The organism is Bacillus cereus group sp. MG4, assembly GCF_040460055.1.
In the GTDB taxonomy this organism is placed as follows: domain Bacteria; phylum Bacillota; class Bacilli; order Bacillales; family Bacillaceae_G; genus Bacillus_A; species Bacillus_A wiedmannii.
The window spans coordinates 5,287,896-5,308,725 of record NZ_JARVGZ010000001.1 but is presented as its reverse complement, the minus strand read 5'-3'; the positions used below and the strand labels follow the sequence as shown (position 1 = coordinate 5,308,725).

Sequence of the window (20,830 nt, the reverse complement as noted above, 5' to 3'; positions counted from 1 at the left end):
ACTTATTATATATAATGAAAACTTATTGTGTAGATTTACAAACTCAATATAGATACGCTTGAAACATGTAAATCAAGTAATATTTAATTCATACTTTTTCTGCAGTAACGATAACAAATCCGTTCAAAATGTACGAATCAAGTTATTTAACATAGAAAAGTTGTATATGAGGCCTAGGATATTAAAGACTGTTTTTTCTCATACCTATGGAATTTCCGTCCGTTTTTCTGTAAGAGATTGAACTGATGAAGCAATAATTTTATTATCTAAAATACAAAAGCTCTACAGAACAAAGAATATAGATTATGTATCCATGGAGATGCAATCCCAATCTTCATTTTTATAATTGATTAACCAAAACAAGCCCCTTCGTCTTTCAATAACAATACTTTCCTGCATACCTGCAGTTGCTTCTCTCTCATTAATTCTATCATGTACACAAGCCCAATGAAGCCGATAAATGAGGTCGGCCTCATCCAAAATCTCTTCTGCACTTCGCAATCTTGTTTGTTGATAAAATTCATTAAAAGAACTACAACCAGAAACAAGTTTAATTGCATAATGACAGTCACAGATTTCTTTCGGAAATTTCAGTGTATTCACGAGACCAATTGACCAAAGTAAAACCCATTGGGCTTCATACTGCCATGCAATCTGTATCGCTTCTTTCACATCAGGTTGCTCTGAATTTAGGAAATTTCTTTCCTGCCTCGTTAATGATTCAATCACATCAAATTTGTTCAGCAGCCCCATGACAAACTCTTTGGAATTTTTCAAATCTCCTTCTTGGGCAACATCACAAGCATATTGTATGACAATCAACAAAGCTACCGCTCTCTTCGTAATCTCTTCTCGATTTCTTAACTGAATACTTGTCAAAGGAGGCAATTGAGGCAATCCTTCGATATATGGAATCCCTTTATCTTGCAAGTAGCTTATCGATTTCTGTTTTCTTTTCTCCCCATCGGTAGAAGTATTATTCTGTCCCATTATTTTGTTCGTACATGCTTGAGGAGTAAATTCTGAAGGACCAGAGGATCCATCCGGAAATACAATTACTTTTCCATCATTCCCGATGAGAGTTCGATCAGGGATAAAACCAATACCGTTTACCTGATTAAGTAATTTAAGAAACAACTCCACGTATTCATCACTATAATCCTTCTTCGTCTCTATAGCAATTATGGTATTAATTACAGAAATTTGTGCCAAAACCATCCTCTTAAGATGTTCTTCTTGAAATTCAATTTGATCGTACATGTGCATCATTCCAGGAATATTATTGGAAAAATAATCAGGAGTTGATTCTTCAGAATCCACCCGAATAATAATTTTATTTTTGCCAAATAGTCTTTTCGATTGAATGGTATATTCATTTTTATTTCGTTCAACCTTGAATCCATTTTGGAAAACTTGAGTAATGAAACCTTCTACATCACTTGTATCATTCCTTGATGCAAATATCGTAAAAAACCTCAATTTTCTCCCTCCTCTAATTCTTATATTCTTCTTAGCTAGTGAACTACTCACCACTTAACGTCCTTACGGGCTGTTTGAAGTGGGAGCTTCTTGGGAAGTAGATACTTTTATTAGCTATCTATATTTACCAAGCTATAAGGGTAGTACCTACCCCTAAAGAGAATACAAATTACGTGGCTAATTTTAGTAAGTTTATACTTGCGTTTACATCTCTATCATGATGGCTATTGCATTCAGGGCAAGTCCACTCTCTAAGGCTTAGATTCTTGACTTCCTTATTTTTATAACCACAGCAAGAACACAATGGAAACGGAAGAAAGTTATTTTTCCGTATATTGGTTTACAACGGCTTAATAATCGTTTTTATAACAAATCAACAGATTTCTTATCCGAAAGGACTTTCGATAAATACTGATTAGGTGTTTAGAAAGTTTCTTCAAAGTCAGGGTGTCTAGGCTTGGGTATTCCTATTACTTGTTCTCCACTGCTAATATGATGAATAAAGCGAAACTGTAATGAGTGGGGGATTCTTCATTCCCCACTCATTATTAGTTGAAACATTCAGGCTTTTACGGACAGTTCCTCTCCTACCTATCTTCCTTGCGCTTCTCTAAATCTTGAGGTGGGAATTTTATTGCCCGTTAATACGGGATAAATTAAATTCCTATTCAATCACATCTTTATAAATGTAGCATTTCAGCCTTTACAACTTGAATATATTCCTGCAGCTTGCAAAACGCTTCCGTCAATTTCCCTGTTTCTTCTTTATGAAGAAAGCGGGCCTTGTTTCGTTCTTCCTCTATGACAAGTATTTGCGCGGCTGCATAAGAAAGACCATACTTTTCACATTTTCGTTTTATATCTTGAAAAAAAGAAGGAGGTACCGTCCCTGCTCCTGAGACAAGCATCTCATCTAGAGCTTGTTCCAATTCATCGATTATGCGCACTAACTCTATCATACAATGTTTCCCCTTCATTAAGTGTAATATTTATAATTTCTCCTACTTCTGTATATAAAATAACAGGTGTAACTACGAGCTTTGTTCCTTCCTGATAAGGATGAACTAGCATTCTCTTTACATGTAATGAGTCCAAATATATTTTTACAAGTCGAATCGTCCGCTCATTGTCTCGTTGTTTCATCATTTGCATTTGTAATACTTTCCCCTTTTTATCAATAAGAGGTATAATCCATTTTTGCTCTTGCTTCTGAAACTCCCATTCTTCCATCTCAGCAAATTCGATACAAAAGACTCCTTGTTTACTTGCCTCTAACCTGTTCGCTTTTACTTTTTTTAGTAGTTCTTCCCATGAGGTTATAAAGAGCGATTGCCACTCTGTTACATTTGTTTTTCCGTCTACTTCCCCTACTGTCTGTGAGCTAGATGACAATTGAAAATCGGTGTTAAGCTTTGCATGTTTCAATCCTAGAGATGAACGAGACAGTTCGTATCCCTTCCCTGCAATCCCCCATGGAACTTGCTTTTCATGGAGGTCCTCAGAAGTTGTGTTGCTCCCTTCATAAAACATGGGACGTGACTGTGTGTATGTGATCCAATTTTCCTGTTCTCGATTATAGAAATAATATGTCACACCAACATAACCGGACTTCGTTTGCCAGCCGGATGCGCCAAAGGCATGCAAAGTAAGCGGTGGAACTTCATAATATTCCGAACGAAACGGACTCTCTTGCAGACGGTGACGTTCTAACAACACAATGTATTCATAAATCGCGGACAGCGTTTGCCGATAGGATGCCATTTGAAAAGATGCATGTTTCATTCGGTATAGCCTAATATCAGTCCCTAGCTTACGAAATAAATTTTCTAACTTTGCTAGTTTCAAAGAACGCGCTTTTACAGAAAGTTGTTCTATTTCATAGATTGTTTTTTCTGTAAGACGTGTTAATCCAAAGTGAACAATTTGCTCAATCATCTCTTTGAAAATAGATAGCTTATCCGACTCAATAATAAGAAACTGTACCTGTTTCGTTTCATGCGAAATTCCTCTCTCTTTTTGATACCAATATATTGCTTCCGCCTTATGCCGGCATATTCCCTCTGCTTTACATGTACAAATCGCATCAGCTACCGATTCAGCTGTCAGAAAGCGAACCGTTATATCCTCTTCTGGAAAGGAGGCGATTAAAGCACCCTCTTCTTCCAAAACAAACTTTTGCTGAAATGTTTCGCGGAACATCATTTCAGCCCACATTTTTTCGGAGACAATATTGCGAACGTCCACATTCAAAAGGGCAGAGAAATCAACTTTTATGTTCTCCTCACCTTCGTACATCTTCTTTGCTTCTAATAAAGCCATAATGACATGCTTACAAATCGAGCGTGCTTCACAAGTGCAGGAGTAACTGCGTATATCTCCCGTAAACGTTACAGTAGTTTCATCATCAAGATGTATTTGCGCTGCACCCTCTTCTACGTTCATTTTGATATTTGTTGCAGCAGCCAAATCCTTTATTGCTCTCTTATATGTTCCTTTGTTGGACATGGCAATTAAATATGTTTCATCAATAGAGGAAAGAACATTTAAGAAATGATTGTTGCGATCCACTGTGCCAACCTCCCTGGTGTTAACGCGGCTACATGAGCACCGAGCTCCGCCATTTTTTTAGCTGCCTGTTTATCATAAAAAGGCTGTGCAGTCGGATCAAGAGAAGTAAGCACAATCAGTTTTGCTCCTGATTCTACAATCTTCATCGCTTCTCGATACATTTCAGCGTAACTGCCACCTTCATATAAATCCGTTACAAGCACGACAATTGTTTTATGAGGCATCTCGATTTTATTCGTTGCGTAGCGCAGCGCCTGAGCAATATATGTTCCTCCACCAAGCTGTACACTCATAAGCGTTTCCACCGGATCATCAATACGATCCGTTAAATCAACAACAGCTGTATCAAAGATGAACAAATCTGTCTTAATCGTCGGTAAGCTTGCGAAAATACCCGCCATAACTGCGCTATGGATAACAGAATCAATCATACTTCCACTCTCGTCTACTGCGAGGATTACACGCCATGTGCTAACATGTTTAGTAGCAGCGTAAAAGTACGGTTTTTCAATATGAATGGCGTTTGTTTCCTTGTCAAAATGCTTTAAGTTCTTTCGAATCGTTTTCTTAAAATCAAAGTTACGCATCGTGCGCACGCGGCTAGAACGATTTCGATCCGGTCTACCGCTTAATGCGTGCTTCACTTCTTGCTCTAAATTACGACGCAACTCCTCAGTGACTTTCGCTACAATACGTTTAGCTGTGTCTAATACATCCGGTTTTACATAATCTTTAAATTGTAAAATGCATTTTAATAAATTCATATTCGGTTCCATTTTTTCAAGCGTTTGCTTATCCTGTAATAGAGCTGTTAATTCATATTTCTCTAACGCATGATTTTCCATAATTTCAATGGTTTCTTTCGGAAATAACTCCCGCACTTTCGAAACCCAAGTTGGCACTGTTAGCTGAGAGGGATCTAAGGATCCACCGCGCTCTTCTCCGCGTTCTCTCTCGTACAAAAAGTCCAGCATCTCGTCCATTTCTCTGTATACAGGTTCTTCTTCCTGAAATGTAATTTGATCATCCGCATGTTTCCCAAGAACAAGACGCCAGCGATTTAAAGAAATGTTATTCTCCATCTTCTAGCCCCCGTCTCATTAAAATCCCCTTCACTTTCCGATCTAACTGCATTACATACATCAGCATCTCTTCGGAAATTGGTTCTTCTTTTATCGCTTCTTCTGTAGCGCCATATAACTTGGAAATCTGTCTAGCAATCGTATCCACTTCAAGCGGCGTGAATTGACTGAATAAGAGGCGTAAATGTGGCAACACTTGTAGAAATATCTCTTCATCAAGTTCTTCTAGAACATGAGACATTCCGTTAAGCAACGATTCGTTATATAAAAAGATATCTTTGGCGCCAGCAAACAAACCATTCAAAAATATCGGAGCTTGCTTTTGCATATCACCGCTTCCATAAAAATACCCTTCTGCCACTTGCATTACCTCATCGATTTCCCGCTTTCCTAAAGTAGTTAACAGCCCAAATACTGCTCCCTCTACTTGACTTTCTCTTTTTTCCTTTTGCAAATAAAGCTCCAATGCGTCAATAAATTGCTGATCTGTAGGCTTCATTGTATACAAATCGATAAGCTTTTCTGCAATAATTGCTGGTTCGCCCCCATCTAAAACAGAAAATAACGAAAGTGCTTTATTCCTAGCGTAATCCGCTTGCTGATTTGCTTTTTCTATTTGTGATAAATAATAAGCACAATTTGCCATAGAAGCAAAATCTCCATCCTTTTGCACAGCTTCATCTATAAATTGGGTGTACATGGAAAAGTCGGAAAACAAACCACTTAAATAGGCTTCTAGCAATAAAAGGGCCACCTCTCCAGCCCGTCCCTTTGCCTTGTGTAGCTTTGCTCTTAGCATTTCCTGCGCCGCTTCTTTCACCGTTCCGCCATACACAGATATATCTATCAGAGCACTTTCTACTTGTGCTGAAAAACGATATTTCCAAGTTTCACGCATAAGATTAATATTCTGTTTTCTAGCTAAGTTTGGACCGCGTAGCTTCTCGCAAAATGGAACTCCTAAAAAAGCGAGGCAATGAAAAAATTGACTTAAGCGCAAGTGCCTTTCTTTCTTGTATATGTCAAGAATCGTCTCCTGCGGTACAGTTGAACGGGCCGGTAGACGAAACGACCGAACGGAAGCACGAAAATCATGCACGAGCGGCGGCACATCTGCTTCTTTTGACAATTCCCCACGCTTTGTCCCTTGCAAACTCTTCTGAAGCAATGCTAAAGGCTTATTGGCCGAGAATATCTCACCTTTCACAAATGTACTGCGCACTGCGTCCATTAATTCATACAATCCGGGTTGCATCTTTCCACGAAGCAGTGCAAGTTCACGTATCATTCGTGCAGCCTCAATCTCATCTGCCATTGATATTCCTTCTACCTTTAGCTGTCTAGCAATTCGTATCATAAATTGCTCAGCTACCGATTCATCGCTGTTCTCCCAAATATGTTGGTAAAAAGCAGGTGCAGGCATTCCGCTCTCATAGCCACGCATCTGATCACTTTCCAAAAAGGAATACGGCATAAGATAGTTTTTAGCATACAATTTAGGTAACGGGCTTTTCGGCAACCTTTTCTTTTTTCCTTCCAATTCAAGAAGCCCTTTCACATGAAAGCCTCCAGTAATAACGAGCACCTTGTCATACACTTTACGCGCTTTTTCAATTTCTTTTGCCATATGTATTTCCCTGGCTTCACAACCGTCTTCTGTCAACATCCCCTGCGTATAGTCCGCGCGTGTATAATAACAATAATGAAATAACTGACGGACAAACTCCTCGCTCGTCATATGAAAGCCTTGCAACTCAAAGTATTTCTCCCAAAACTCATGGAAATTTCGGCACCCGGTTTTTTCCGAAAGCATACGGACATATTGGCTATGCCAGAAATATTGCTCATCATGTTTCCCATTCTCTTCCTCATTTTTTGTTAAAAACACATATTCTTTATAAGGAAGATCAATAAATGAAACAGGAATGTTCTGTGCAGCGCCTTTTCGTAGCGCGACAAGTTCTGGCGAATAGTCGAGAAAGGGATAGTACGCGCGGTACTTTCCACTTTCTCCTCTTTCAAGCACATTCGTTTTATCATCATAACTGCAATATATAGAAATCGGAGCTTTACTATCTGCACTCACAATATGCGGAATAAGTGGGTTACAGTCTATCGGGCCTTCTATAAGAATTGCATCTGGTTTATAGCATTTAACAATCTTTTGTATATGAAAAGAGCACGCGGGACTATGATGGCGAATTGGCACGTATACGACGTTCCGATCTAAATTGTAAGCTCTTTGAAACAATGCATTTACTTCAGCTGATTGCGAGCTTCGAAAAACGACTTCCATACCTCTCCTCCTATTTGGCCTCGCGCCTTAACAATGCTTGTAAAATAACTGCGTAACTTTTCTAAATCATCCTTGTTTTCTTTCGCAATCGTCCCTGACAAATATCGAACAAGCGCATCCATTTTCACTTCTCCACTTCCATAATAGTACGCATCCATTGCACTTTGATAATATACAGATACCGCTTCTGCAGTACTCATAACAGAAGATGGCTGATCAATTCGTTTTCCTTCAGCAGTTACCCCTTCCCGAAGTTCATGAAAAACAGTCGCTAACAGCTGAACAACCGTTTGATCCACTTTTGGTTTGATGCCTGATGCCCTTAATAACCGCGTTACTTGTGACTCTATTATTTTTGCTTCAAGCTTTACATCTTGAATTGGATGTACCGTTTCAAAATTAAAACGACGTTTCAATGCACTACTCATCTCATTCACACCGCGATCGCGTGTGTTAGCCGTCGCAATAATATTGAAGCCAGGCTTTGCTGTAAGAATTCCTTGTTCTCCAAATTCCGGAATATTGAGCACCTTATCGCTCAGAACGCTGATCAATGAATCTTGCACTTCCTGTGGGCAACGCGTTAACTCTTCAAATCTAGTTAATATCCCTTTTTCCATCCCAACGAAGAGAGGCCCTGGCACAAGCGCCTCCCTTACAGGTCCTTTCGCAAGAAGAAGTGCATAGTTCCACGAATACTTAATTGTATCTTCCATCGTAGCAGCGGTTCCTTGCACAGTGTTACGGCTATTTCTGCATATTGCGGCAGTAAGTAGCTCACTCAGCATCGTCTTTGCAGTCCCAGGCTCCCCAATTAACATAAGTCCGCGATTCCCTGCTAATGTAACAATCGCTCGTTCCACAAGTGCATCATTCCCATAAAACTTACGGCTAATTTCCACTTCTTTTCCTTCCAAAAGAAGCGGTTCTTCTTGTCCGATAATAAACGTACGAACAGCACGCGGTGACAATCGCCAGTTAGGTGGTTTTGGAAACGAATCATTCGCTTCTAACGCATTCAATTCTATTTCATACAATTCTTCCATTAATGGTTTAATAGACTGCATATGTCATTTCCTTTCTTATCGCTTACTGCGCCAGTTTTCATCATGGCCAAGGTTCGATTCTGTCGTCCGTTTTATATCATATAAAATTTCGCTAAAAAATCGTTTAGGTACTTGATTTGGCACAATGCGTCTCGCATCATCAACTTCGTCATAGGAGTATGAACCGCGGCTCACTGTGCCTGCTTTATAAAATTGAATTTCAAATAAGCATACATCGTCCTCTTCTTCATATCCAACAGGTGCACCTTCAAATGCAAGCTCCGCCCCTAATCCTGTGCGAGCGTCTTCTTTATAGAAAGAATAATACACACCAGCGTCTTCAACTGATCCGCGATTCCAACCGTACTTCGTTAACTTACCAAACAGCGACCGACCATTGATTTGAATGCCCCCAAACCTTTCCACAGTTACTTTCTCATCTTCCGCCGCCAGAAATACTTCGCGAACAATTTGCGGGAATGGTTGGATAACCTCATAATCTTCTAATTGTTCCTTCCATAATTCCCTTTCCTCTTTGGAAAATTCTAGCGGATGGATTAGACCGATAACAGTGTCTGGCGCAAGTTCATGCTCTTCTTCGTCAACCGTATTGAATGTGCCGTCTTCCATATAACGAAAAGTCGCAAGCAACTTTCCTTCCTTATACTCGCCCCAAATAAGTGAGATAGCAAATTGCTGCATAATTGGATTTTCCACAAACAAAGACTTCCATGTATGTTGCGACCAATAACGATTAAGAGAAAGTGCCATTTCAAGACGTTGCGTTTGCATACTAATGATACTTCGAAGCTGTTTCTTTATAGATGATAACTCCACCTTAGCCTCTTCTGCTTTTTCCACATGATCTTTTGCATTTGGTTTCGGAAGCGACTTTATTCGTTTTCCTTCTTCTGTTTTTAACTCGATTTTCAGGTTGGGCGTTAAATAGGCAGTAAACATCCTACTTCCGTAATCAATTGTCTTTTCACCGCGTTTATTAAAACCAAGGTCCGGAACAAGCTGATCCTCTAGTTCTTCTTCTGTTATACCACGTGTTTTAGCAGCGAGACTCAACGCTTCTTTCGCAGCATTACGCACCTGTTTATGTTTATATTTGAATGCTATAGTATTAATCGTCATAAGTGCAAGATGCGACGAAGACAACGCCAACGCCTGAACAGCTGCTGCAGCGATAGCTCCGCGCATGCCAACAGCCCACTCATCAATCTGCTTTTTGAGCAGTAGCGCCATTTCATCATCACTATGAACGCTATACATCGAAAGAATACCGCGCTTTTTCGCCTCCGCTCCTTGAGAAATCCACAGCTGATAGATTGCTTGTATATTTCCTTTCAAATCTTGTTCATTTAAAGCTGCACCTATCACTTCCACCGCTTCCTTTTTCTCAATTACAGACTCCGATACATACTGCTGAAAATAAGCAAGCGGAAGCGTTGCATCCGCAATTACATCGGAATCACGAAGACGAATTTGTGGTTCAAATCCGAGCCACTGCACGAGTGCGTTTCTTTTTTGTGGTGTTAAAATACGTGTACAAAAAGCTTCGATACTTCCTGATACTCCTTCTAGGTCTCCATCGCCAAGCAGCGGAGCAAACTTCTCCATCAAGGAAGCATTTTTCTTTTCTTGCAAAGCTTCTTGCACAAGTTGTGTATATTTTTCAGATTTATAGTTTAAAAGTGTTTGCATTACATTTTCGCGTACGACTTTCTTTCTACTATTCAATTCCTTCGCTACATCATCTGCAGCTTCCACATCTTTTGTAAGAAACTCGACTGCGGCAGTACGTACTTTTTTAGAGGAATCTCCAAGACTTTGAATAAGAAGAGCACGCGTTTTAACCCCATCATACTTTGCTAGCTCATCCAAAATGAAAATCCGTTCATCTACAGGATACTCAGTAAATACTCCTGTCACATATGCCTGTTCTTTTACAAATAAACGAACGAGTGCTTCTTTTGCCTTACTTTCCTCCTCACTGTGCCGAGCAGCTTGTTTAACTGAATAATAAACAAGTTTCTCCTTCGATAAACCGTAGGATAGAAGATCTTCCAACATTCGTTCAAGCGAACCTTCCTTATGAGAATACTGTTGCAGAAGTTCATATAATTTATAATTATAGTCATTTCCAAATTGAAGTTTGAGTGCTGCTTCCCTCTTTACCGCTTCCTCTATATCCCAAAGGAGTGCAATTGCTAAAACAGACATTCCTCGGTAATTATTTTGCTGCTTTGAACTCTCAAGCACTTGCTTCATATCTTCAAATGATAATTTGCCAACTAAATAGTCACGATATGTATCGCGTATGTCAGATGATTCGGACTCAAGGGCAATCGTTAAAAATTCTTCACGTAATCTGTTTCGATTAAATTCGTATCCTTTTTCCGCCAAAAGCATCACCACGAAAAGATAATGACTTTGACTTAAATATTGCAGCGTACACTGAACAAATTCTGGCTGTTCTTCCACCATACGAAGCAATAATTGATATTCATATACTTTGTCGGAGTTAAAGACGCCTAAATGACGCCATGTAAGACGATATGCAAAAAACCTTTCCTCTGAAACACCGAATTGTTCGCACAAGTTTAGACTGGTTTCATACGCTTGTTTATCAAAACCCCTTGTTCTTACATGATTTCCAAACTGATCAAGAACATGACACACATGATCCGTTGCATAATCCATAAAATTTTTAACAGAACGTTTCGCTAACAAGTCAATATATCGTCTTGCCACATTTGAATGCTGATAAACACGAAATAATAGGTGCCAGGTTACATCAGGTAAAGATGAACCAACAGAAACTTCACTATCAGATTCACCTTGAACGTATCTTTTCGCCAATTCTATCTTCTCTTGTGCCCCATCCAGTTTCAATATAAACTCCGCATGCTCTTGCAGCTCTTCCTCCAATAAAGAACTGTACGTAAGAAATCTCTCATAATCTGCATCTAGCATATGCAGAAGCAAAACCATCTTTGGTCGACCTGTTATAACTTGCAACTTCTCTTCTATGTACTTTGGATTCTCCCTTATTAATTCCCTAAGAAAAACATCCGCTTCATTTACAGAACGGGAAAGATTTGTTAAATACTTACACGCCAATTCTACAAGACTATCAAATGCAAGACCGCTTTTTTCAAAATAAACTTTTATATCTAGAAAACTCATATGTGAAAAGCGTACGAGAAGAACGTTCAACAGTTGATCTTCAAGCAAGTAATAAAATAACCGAAAAAAACATGCGTCTTGCTTATACGTTTCCCTAAAATCACTCATAAACTGCCAAGCAAAATCACTACGTTTATTGTCACGAATCGTCGTTTGTTCTATATGCTTTAAAATTTCTTCATCTCTCGTCTGCAAGTAACGTAACGCTAATTCTTCTTGTTCCCCTGTTATATTAAGATGTTGAAACAACTGATATGTACTGACTGCCATCTTCTCTGCCTCCCTAGTTCTTTTATAAATTCATCGTTATATCATTTATATATGATAATAACCATTCTCTCGTATGTCTGAAATTTCAGATACAGAAATACGGAATATATTTACATTATTAGTATATCATATCAACCTAAATAAGAACGTACGTTTCTTTTAAAAACTTCATATTTATTTAAAACAATCATTGAAAATTTGGTTTAGAGATAAACAAAATAAGTACTGAATGTTTTTATGATATGTATTAGACTTAAGATTTTGGCAAAAAATTCGAGCACTGCATTCAAACGTAAGTTAATGAATAAAAAAGACGCCAATTATAGCGTCTTGAACTGTACCCCGGGGATATGCAACGCTATCTTAAATAGATTTTCTGGTTATAATACAGGCCCATAAAGGAGCTGTTTTATCCCACTTTTATTTTTATTTGTAATTCCATGCTATTTCTACTACTTCTTCGGGAGTCAATTCTTCATCATTCCAAAAAATCAAATCACTTGGAGCAGGGTGAGGTACACCAGAGTTATTAAATTGATGAACATAGTTACTGTGTTCATCCTCAGGTAAATCAAGATCATAAATTTTTTTTACAAGCTCAAGCAGTTCTGTTTTCATCAATTTACATATCAAATTTTTCATCCTTTCATTTAATTTATAACCCTTTGTTCCCGAAATGGTATGCGGGATCTAAAACATTTTGATGTATTTTAGGAGATACAATCATTAGATTATAGACATCTCCACCTTTATCAATATACAGTTTATGATGCAATATATATTTATTATGGTTACCATAATGTTCCGTTCTTGGTGAGTAAGGAGCCTTACCGTTTTTCATAAGCTTTTTTATATCCATAGGACTAAATTCTCCAGCATAACTTGAATCAGCAAGTGTTTTCCAAAATCCCTCTCTAAAATCATCAAATGATTTAAATTCTTTTCCGACTAATTTGTCTCTAACTTCTTGCGGAATAATACCAATATCACCATCATTATACATTAACTTCTGTGATGTATAACCTTCTAATGAATTAAGCTAATTCTCCTGTTTCGGAGGTTTGGGTAAAAATATCCTCCTTGAACATAGGCATTTTTTTATTCATGAAGTAATATTACCGCAAAGCTACATTGATAAAACACACGGCAAATTTATTTATCAAATTACAAATCCACCTCTCACAAAAAACAGGATAAAAAAATAAACAGCAGAACTAGTCCACTGTTTACTTCGCCACGCCTTCATGTAATTTTTCTGTATAATCTTTTACATCTTTCCAGCTATCTTTCGCTGTATGTAAATCTTCTTTTATAAACGTAAATTCTTCAGGGCTGATTCCTTTTACGTTTTGCAGTAAATTATTATATTTTGCCCCTACTGTATACCATTGATTTGATATATTTTGCAGTGCTGTAATTGCTGCATCAATTGTTTCAGTCATATTTGTTGTTTTATTTTTTACATCTGTCAATATTGCCACTTCTGCTTGTGCGCCAGAAATTCTATCTTTTAAATTGGAGATTTCTCTTTCTGCATTTGCGATATCTTTTTTCGCAATCGCAATCATCGGTCCGCCAGCAAGACATGTTATTAGTGCTACGCAAAGTACGCCACCAGCAATGACCATATCATTACTCTTTTTGATTGAATCGTTATATGTATTTATTTGTTGCTCTAGAGCTGGAATGCCAGCATTCGTACTTGCTAAAATTGCTGTTAATTGATTTGTATCCTCTTTAAAACTATTTGTGTCTTTCGCCATTCTATCGCGAAAAGCTTTCAAATCCCCTAACAATACATCTACCTCATTTTGATTTTTTACAATATCCGCATACAACTTTTCTAAATCCGCTTTTAATTTTCCACTATCCTTTTGTTCAATCGCTACTAGCATGCTATTATAATACGCTTGAAAAGTATTATTGTAATTAATAATATTTTGATCTGTTTTCATAATTTGAGGCTTCATATAATTTAACCAATACGCTGCGTTAATTTTTGCATCTCTTTGGTGCTGAATCATATTTCCTTTAAACTCACTATTAATGGAACTTATTTTACTCAAATCAGTCTCTTGCTGATTTTGAATTAATTTTGCATATGAATCCATTGCAAATATGCTCGATGTCGTTTGCGCCATAACATCTTGGAATCCAGCTGGCCCTAGCGAATAATTTTCCGCACTTTCTTGCAATGTTTTTACGTTTTGTTCTGCTGCAAAAGGATGTAAAGGAAATGCGTTACTCGTTGCCACTCCAGCAATCATTAACGTTAAAAGACATTTTTTATAAAATCGTTTCTGCATACTTTTCACCTATTTTCTTTATAAGGGTATAAAAAGCTCCTGCTCACAACTGAACAGGAGCTTCAAATCATTCATCAATACTTAACGCTCTAACGGTTCGTATCCAATTATGCTTTTTTCGTATCTACTACTTTAATATCTTCAGCATAAATCTTTTCTGCATAGTCTTTAATGTTTTTCCAGCTATCTTTCGCAATGTTTAAATCTTCTTTAATGAAAACAAGGTCGTTTGGACTAATTGAATCTACATTTTGAAGTAAAGAATTGTATTTTGATCCCATTGTGTACCATTGATTTGAAATGTTTTGTAACGCTGTAATTGCAGTATCAATTGTATTTGTTAAATACTCCGTTTGTGTTTTAATGTTCGTTAACCCAGCTACTTCTAATTGAGCAGTTGTAACTTGTCCTGTTATTTTTTGAATTTCAGCTTGTGCATTATCAAGCTCTTTCTTCGCTAATACGATTCCAGCTGTACCACCGCCTACAGCTGCTGCACCACCGATAATTGCAATTGGGCCTAGTGCTGTCGCAACAGATGAGCCGATAATTATTGCATTATATTTACTAATTGCTTCATTGTACGTTGTAATTTGATTTTGCAGAAGCGGAATTCCAGCATCTTGACTAGCTAATATAGATGTAATTTGATTTGCATCACCCTTGAAGTTTTGCGTATCGGACGTCATTTTGTTTCGGAATTTCTTCAAGTCTTCTACTAACTGATCTACTTGCGCTTTATTTTCATTAATACTACTTGATAATCTAGTTAAACCTTTCGTAAGAGTCGCTTTATCTTTTGCATCTACCGCAGCAACTAACGTATCATAATAGTTTTGGAATTTCGTATTGTAATTAATAATATTTTGATTCGTTGAAATAAGCTGTGGTTTTAATACATCTAACCATTGCTTCGCATTTCCTCTAGCTGTATCCTGGTGCTGAATTACTTTCCCTTTTAAAGCCGCATCAACAGACGATACATTACCAAAGTTAACATTACCTTGTTTAATAATTGTTAAAGCGTACAGATCCATTACTAAAGCGTTTGAACCTGTTCTTTCCATTGCATCTTTTAGGCCTTCTGGTCCTAATGAGTATTCTTCATAGTCATTATAAGCTTTTGCTACCGCATGAATTGGAGCTTGTTTCACTGTACTTTCAGCTGCATACGTATGAGCTGGCATAATGTTTCCTGCTGCAAATACTGCCATAAGTGCTGATAGAGCCATTACTTTATAAGGTTTTTTTGTCATTTTTCTTCTCTCCCTATATCGCTAATTATTTTTCTGCTTAATGTACTTCAACGTTTGTAACGTAATCTTCAAATTGATTCGTTTGTTTATTCATTTCATCACTTACTTTTTTAATTTGATTGAAATGTTTTTGCAGTAAACTACTATCTGTATATGCGCCTTCTTCAACATTCTTTTGAATTTGGATCATATTATTGTTTAGAACTTTCCAATCCGTTAATAACGTTTCTAAAGTTGTAATTTGACGATCGATTAGTTCTGTAAAGCTACTTACTTGATCTTCAACGAATGTAATTTGTGTCGCCTCTGCTTCAGTTTGTGATAACTTTTGAATAAGTGGTAATAACTCTTTTTGCTTTTGCTGAATGCGAAGAGCTGCTTCCCTCGTTTGACTATCAGCAGCATTTACAATTTCATTACTTAAAGTACCGATAGAAACAAAATCAATTGTTTTCGTTTGCGCAGTTTGATTTGTAATTGTAAATACTTGTTTACCGATATTAATAGAACCTTTAATAATTTCTTGAGGTCTATTCAAAATAGTCGTTAATTCCGCTTGAATTTCCCCTTGAATTCTTTTAATATCTTCTCTTAATTTCACAATATCTCCACTTGATCCTTGTAGTGTTTTTATTGCTTCATCAGCTTTAATTGATAAGTTGCTACTATCTTTGTCTAATACCGTTTTAAATCGATTTAACTCTAATAAATCTTGCTCCATACTCTCTTGGATGCTTTGTACTTGCAATTGTAATTTTCCATATGCATTTGTAAAATCTGCTTTTGCTTGTTCATCTTCATTTACGTTTCCTGCTAGTTCATAGAGCTTACTATAATAACTATTAAATCTAGTACTATATCTCATCATCTCTTGATTTAAGTCGATTAGCTTCGGATTATATTCATCGATCCACTCTCGTACATTTGCCTTTGCAAACTTTTGATGATTCGTCAAACTACTCATCGCATTCACCTTAATGTCTGGCTGTTGTAAAATAACTAATCCGTATGCTTGTATAAGTGGTGACTGTGACCCTAACATTCTAATTGAATTGGATAATGTATTTGGAGCAATTACATTTTGTGCATATACTGTTTTCACTTCTGTTTTCCCCTCTTTAGCGTAAGCGCTTACAGGAACAAAACAACTCGTAGATACTGCTGTAACCAATAACCCTGTAATTAAAGTCTTTTTCACTTTAACTCCTCCTATGTATTAGCAACTATTACTATCGCATTTTATTATTCTGTTTTCTTGCATATAGTTTGAGATGGTTAAAATAGAGAACGTTCTCATCGTGACTCACGTATGAACCATCTCTCCCAACTTTTATTGCTACAGTACTTACTTATTGTTATAAAACATTTCATAACTTTTCATATGTGGTTAGTATGAATAAGGTTGTATAATTTTTCTATCTCAACACCATTCCCACATTTGTACAGTGAATATATTACACGGAAATACTATTCATTTTAAAATAATTTTCGTACAGAATTATGAAATTTCGTTTTGTTTTCATGTAAGTTTTGTACTGTAAGGTCATTTAAACACAGCTATTTATCTATCGTAAAGAAGTATTTTCATTCCCTTTATTTTCAAGCTTTCCTGTCCTTATTTCAAAATATAATCCGCTTCACTTTTTCAATTGAAATATCCATATATCACAACAAAAACCTCTACTTATTCATAGACGAAAAAATTATATCAATATAACTTCCAGACCCATATGCAATTATGCATAGTGTATACACAAAAAGGATAGCTTCACTTTCGTAAAGCTATCCTTAAAAAATCTTCTTACTTTTTCAAATGATATGGAACTGTCGTAATAACAACATTTCTTTTATAGAGTAAATACGCACGAATGAGTAAACTAGACTGATTATGAAGAATGTTATGCCAACCTTTTTTCGGAATGAACTGTGGTATAACTACAGTAACTCGGTAATTTGACTCACTCGCTTTATATTGTACTGTATCAATAAACTTTGTTAGTGGCTGAATAATACTTCTATAATGAGAATGTAAGGTAACAAGCCTTACTTCAGGTTGCCACTTCTTCCATTTCTCTTCAAATTTCTTTTCCTCTTCTCTGTCAAAAGCAACATATACAGCAATAACTTGATCTGCCGAAAGAGCCTTCGCATAGTTCAATGAATTTTCTACTACATGCGTCATACCAGCTACAGGAACAACAATTACATTTCCCTCAATTGGAACAAGTGGCTCACAAGTTTTTAAACTTAATTGATCACCCACTGCATCGTAATGCGTCTTAATTCTATGGAACAAGAAGATGATGGCAGGTAAGAAAATAAGGATTGACCAAACTTGTGCGAACTTAGTTAAAAAGAACATACTCATTACAATAAAACTAATGACTGCACCAATTAAATTGACCGTTAATCTCAAAGCCCATCCTTCAGGTTTTTCACGAAGCCATTTTAATACCATCCCCGTTTGAGAGAGTGTAAACGGAATAAATACACCTACTGCATATAACGGAATTAAATGTTCTGTTTGCCCTTGGAAAGCTACAATTAAAATAATCGAAGCAATTCCAAGTATAATAATACCGTTTGAGTAACCTAGGCGGTCTCCTCTAATCGTAAACATTCTCGGTATAAATTTGTCTTTTGCAAGGTTAACTGCTAATAGCGGGAATGCAGAATACCCTGTGTTAGCAGCAAGGATTAATATTAAAGCTGTTGTACCTTGTATGAAATAGTACATGAAATTACGTCCAAATGTTTGTTCAGCAATTTGAGAAACAACTGTTACTTCTTTACTTGGAGTAATTCCGTAATAATAAGCTAAGAAAACAATCCCTGAAAATAACACTGCAAGTAATGCTCCCATTGCAAGCAATGTTTTCGCTGCATTGTTAGGTGCAGGATCCTTAAAGTTTGGAATTGCGTTAGAGATCGCCTCTACACCTGTTAAAGCCGAACTACCCGATGCAAATGCTCGTAACAGTAAAAACAAACTAATTCCTGCAACTGGCGTTCCAATTGGCGTGTGTAAAGTCGGTGAAACGTGTCCCGTTAAAATATTATATATCCCTACACCAATTAATATAAATAGTGCTAAAACGAATAAATAAACAGGATATGCTAAAACGGAAGCTGATTCCGTTACCCCTCTTAAATTTAAAATAGTAATAAATATAACAAATATAATCGCAATGATTACATTATGTGCATGTAAACTAGGAAAAGCAGATGTTAGCGCATCTGTACCTGCAGACACACTTACCGCAACCGTTAAAATATAATCGACTAATAAAGATCCTCCAGCAATTAAGCCTGGATTCATCCCTAAATTTTCTTTTGATACAACATATGCGCCCCCGCCATGCGGATAAGCAAAAATAATTTGGCGATAAGATAAAATAAGGGCTGTCAATAATACTAATACCCCAACAGCGATCGGAATAGAATACCAATAAGCTATTGCTCCAAGACCTGCTAATGCGATTAATATTTGCTCTGGTCCGTATGCGACCGATGACAATGCGTCAGAAGATAAAATGGCTAGCGCCTTCGTTTTATTAAGCTTTTGTTCTCCAAGCTCAGTTGATTTTAACGGTCTTCCAATTAAAAATCTTTTAATAGATGAAACCACTGCTGTCCACTCTCCAATAATTTTGTACGAACTTTTCTGCTAGTTACAGCGGATAAACTATTTCTTCAGAAAACAAAAAATGTCTACAAGCCATAACGAAATAGACTTGTAGACATTATATTTTTTGTCGCACAAGCTCCACCTTCCTTCTCAATATAACGCTTACGAGGTTAGCTGTCGGATTCGGGCCTATGAGTAGCCCTACCTTTTTCAAGGATTCACCCCATTGGATTAAGTATTAATCCATAAGAACGGGTCCCCCGCACCATGCGGTTTCAGCGATTTAGAAAATTGAAACTGTGGATTATAATACTCCTTTATTTTCAAAATGTAAACAAAAATTTTGAAAAAGAAAAAATTTAAAATGATTGCGCATAATCCGCCAGTAAATATACATAATGAATACTAAAAAATCGATAAAGGAGACCCATATGTCTAAAGAAAAGAAGCCTATTTTTTCCGATTCCTATTTAGATGCGTTAGCAAATGAAATTAATCAATTATACGGTAAACGTGAACAGGAAATAAATTTGACAGATAGAACGAAAAGAAATAAATAATTTGTCATAAAAAAGAAAGCAATATACTTATATATTGCTTTCTTTTTTATTTTTTCATACATCCAATTCTATTGCTGACCTGTTAAAGGTCATTTCTTCATACACTTTCAAATTTTGATATACTGCCCCTAATAATGGTGCTTCTATAGAAAATTGTTCTGCTAAATCTAGTAAGTATCCTTGTAAGTGCTCGCCTTCAATGGACGAACCTTTTTCCATATCACGTTGCATCGATGACTTCATATCATACGAAATTTTATCAATTGTTTTCATGTGTTCCTGAGCAATATCATCCTTAACTGGTGCTTCTATAGATCTCATGATTTGCACACATTCTTCAAATAAGTTTTGGATAAAATCGCGTCCACCTTCACTTTCGCGAATCGGTCCTATCGGTGCACGCATTAATGTTGTCACACCTGACATTACAGTAATAAATAAATATTTATGCCACATATCTTGCGTAATATTTTCACTTAAAACAAAACTAGATTTCGTACCTGCAAATGCTTTAGCAATATGCTGTATTCTCTCTGAATCTTGAAACTTCATTTCTCCAAACAGAAGTCTGTTGGCAGCGCTAGTTTGTACAATTTCTCCTTGATCGTTTAACGTCGTCTCGATAAAGCATAGACCGCCAATCACTTTCTCTTCACCAAATTCTTTTTGTAATAGTGATACAGGAGCAATACCATTTAACAATGGAATGATGACAGTATTTTCACCTACAAACGGCTTCAAATCTTGAATTGCCTCGTTTAAGTGATACGCTTTTGTTGAAAATAAAATGACATCAAATGGAGAAGTTCGATCTTCTTTCGTTATTAATTTCGGTTGGAAGGAAAAATCCCCATTGACACTACGAATAACAAGTCCCCTTTCCTCTAATTGCTGTTTTCTTTTACTACGAACAAGAAACGTAACATCTTCTCCCTTTTCTACTAATCGCCCTCCAAAAAAGCCTCCGACGCCACCAGCTCCTAATACTAAAATACGCATACAACATCCCCCTTTTCAAAATACAATTTTATAACTTTTCGTATACATAACATTATACCTGTCCCCCCACTAAATAAGCTGAATTTTCATTCTTAATAGAGTGTTAAACAGTGGTTATTTTCATATAAATTTGGGTATGTTGTTT

Annotated in this window: 14 protein-coding genes, 2 pseudogenes and 1 riboswitch; of the genes and pseudogenes, 1 reads left to right on the top strand and 15 read right to left on the bottom strand. The window is 36.8% G+C overall.

Translation table 11 applies throughout. The features are described from left to right. Window positions 1–303 precede the first annotated feature (303 nt). From QCI41_RS27980 to QCI41_RS27915, 14 genes and pseudogenes are all read right to left on the bottom strand, one after another. Entirely contained in the window at window positions 304–1,479 is a 1,176-nt protein-coding gene (locus tag QCI41_RS27980) for a DUF4272 domain-containing protein (RefSeq protein WP_327974493.1), read from the bottom strand. A 169-nt stretch (window positions 1,480–1,648) separates the two neighbouring features. Further along, window positions 1,649–1,798, bottom strand: a pseudogene (locus QCI41_RS27975) (zinc ribbon domain-containing protein); the annotation flags it as partial. Window positions 1,799–2,159: 361 nt separating this feature from the next. Beyond that, window positions 2,160–2,438, bottom strand: coding sequence for a hypothetical protein (locus QCI41_RS27970; protein ID WP_353836107.1), 279 nt, complete (start codon window positions 2,436–2,438; stop codon window positions 2,160–2,162). Continuing rightward, window positions 2,410–4,047, bottom strand: a complete 1,638-nt coding sequence (locus QCI41_RS27965) for an SWIM zinc finger family protein (protein ID WP_353836108.1) — start codon at window positions 4,045–4,047, stop codon at window positions 2,410–2,412. The genes QCI41_RS27970 and QCI41_RS27965 overlap by 29 nt, the downstream gene beginning before the upstream one ends. Continuing rightward, window positions 4,023–5,129: a VWA domain-containing protein gene (locus QCI41_RS27960; RefSeq protein ID WP_353836109.1), complete on the bottom strand. Its 1,107-nt coding sequence runs from the start codon at window positions 5,127–5,129 to the stop codon at window positions 4,023–4,025. The genes QCI41_RS27965 and QCI41_RS27960 overlap by 25 nt, the downstream gene beginning before the upstream one ends. Continuing rightward, entirely contained in the window at window positions 5,119–7,425 is a 2,307-nt protein-coding gene (locus QCI41_RS27955) for a DUF5682 family protein (RefSeq protein ID WP_353836110.1), read from the bottom strand. Before QCI41_RS27955 ends, QCI41_RS27960 begins: the two co-directional genes overlap by 11 nt. Next, entirely contained in the window at window positions 7,386–8,492 is a 1,107-nt protein-coding gene (locus QCI41_RS27950) for an ATP-binding protein (protein ID WP_001190692.1), read from the bottom strand. The genes QCI41_RS27955 and QCI41_RS27950 overlap by 40 nt, the downstream gene beginning before the upstream one ends. 15 nt (window positions 8,493–8,507) lie before the next feature. Beyond that, a complete protein-coding gene (locus tag QCI41_RS27945; protein ID WP_353836111.1) occupies window positions 8,508–11,936 on the bottom strand; it encodes a DUF4132 domain-containing protein in 3,429 nt (1,142 codons plus the stop codon). Between the two features lie 426 nt (window positions 11,937–12,362). After that, window positions 12,363–12,569 carry a bacteriocin immunity protein gene (locus tag QCI41_RS27940; RefSeq protein WP_353836112.1) on the bottom strand — a complete coding sequence of 69 codons (207 nt, stop codon included), beginning with the start codon at window positions 12,567–12,569 and terminating at the stop codon, window positions 12,363–12,365. Window positions 12,570–12,591: 22 nt separating this feature from the next. Then, window positions 12,592–12,954, bottom strand: a pseudogene (locus tag QCI41_RS27935) (WXG100 family type VII secretion target); the annotation flags it as partial. Window positions 12,955–13,162: 208 nt separating this feature from the next. After that, window positions 13,163–14,242: a non-hemolytic enterotoxin NHE subunit C gene (nheC, locus tag QCI41_RS27930; protein ID WP_061673168.1), complete on the bottom strand. Its 1,080-nt coding sequence runs from the start codon at window positions 14,240–14,242 to the stop codon at window positions 13,163–13,165. Between the two features lie 107 nt (window positions 14,243–14,349). Then, complete coding sequence (gene nheB, locus QCI41_RS27925) at window positions 14,350–15,498, bottom strand: non-hemolytic enterotoxin NHE subunit B (RefSeq protein ID WP_353836113.1); 1,149 nt, start codon at window positions 15,496–15,498, stop codon at window positions 14,350–14,352. Between the two features lie 37 nt (window positions 15,499–15,535). Next, entirely contained in the window at window positions 15,536–16,696 is a 1,161-nt protein-coding gene (gene nheA / locus QCI41_RS27920) for a non-hemolytic enterotoxin NHE subunit A (protein WP_353836114.1), read from the bottom strand. A gap of 603 nt (window positions 16,697–17,299) precedes the next feature. Continuing rightward, on the bottom strand, window positions 17,300–19,126 hold the full coding sequence (locus QCI41_RS27915; protein WP_353836115.1) for an APC family permease: 1,827 nt from the start codon (window positions 19,124–19,126) through the stop codon (window positions 17,300–17,302). A gap of 144 nt (window positions 19,127–19,270) precedes the next feature. Then, window positions 19,271–19,417: riboswitch (cyclic di-AMP (ydaO/yuaA leader) on the bottom strand. Between the two features lie 140 nt (window positions 19,418–19,557). Here QCI41_RS27915 and QCI41_RS27910 point away from each other — a divergent pair. Next, window positions 19,558–19,686 (top strand): hypothetical protein, encoded by a 129-nt coding sequence (locus QCI41_RS27910; protein WP_000031869.1) that lies wholly within the window; start codon window positions 19,558–19,560, stop codon window positions 19,684–19,686. A 54-nt stretch (window positions 19,687–19,740) separates the two neighbouring features. On the opposite strand, the gene panE is transcribed toward QCI41_RS27910, so the two are convergent. After that, the gene (gene panE / locus QCI41_RS27905) at window positions 19,741–20,685 is read right to left on the bottom strand and encodes a 2-dehydropantoate 2-reductase (RefSeq protein ID WP_353836116.1); all 945 of its coding nucleotides are present in this window, start codon (window positions 20,683–20,685) and stop codon (window positions 19,741–19,743) included. Between the last annotated feature and the right edge of the window lie 145 nt (window positions 20,686–20,830).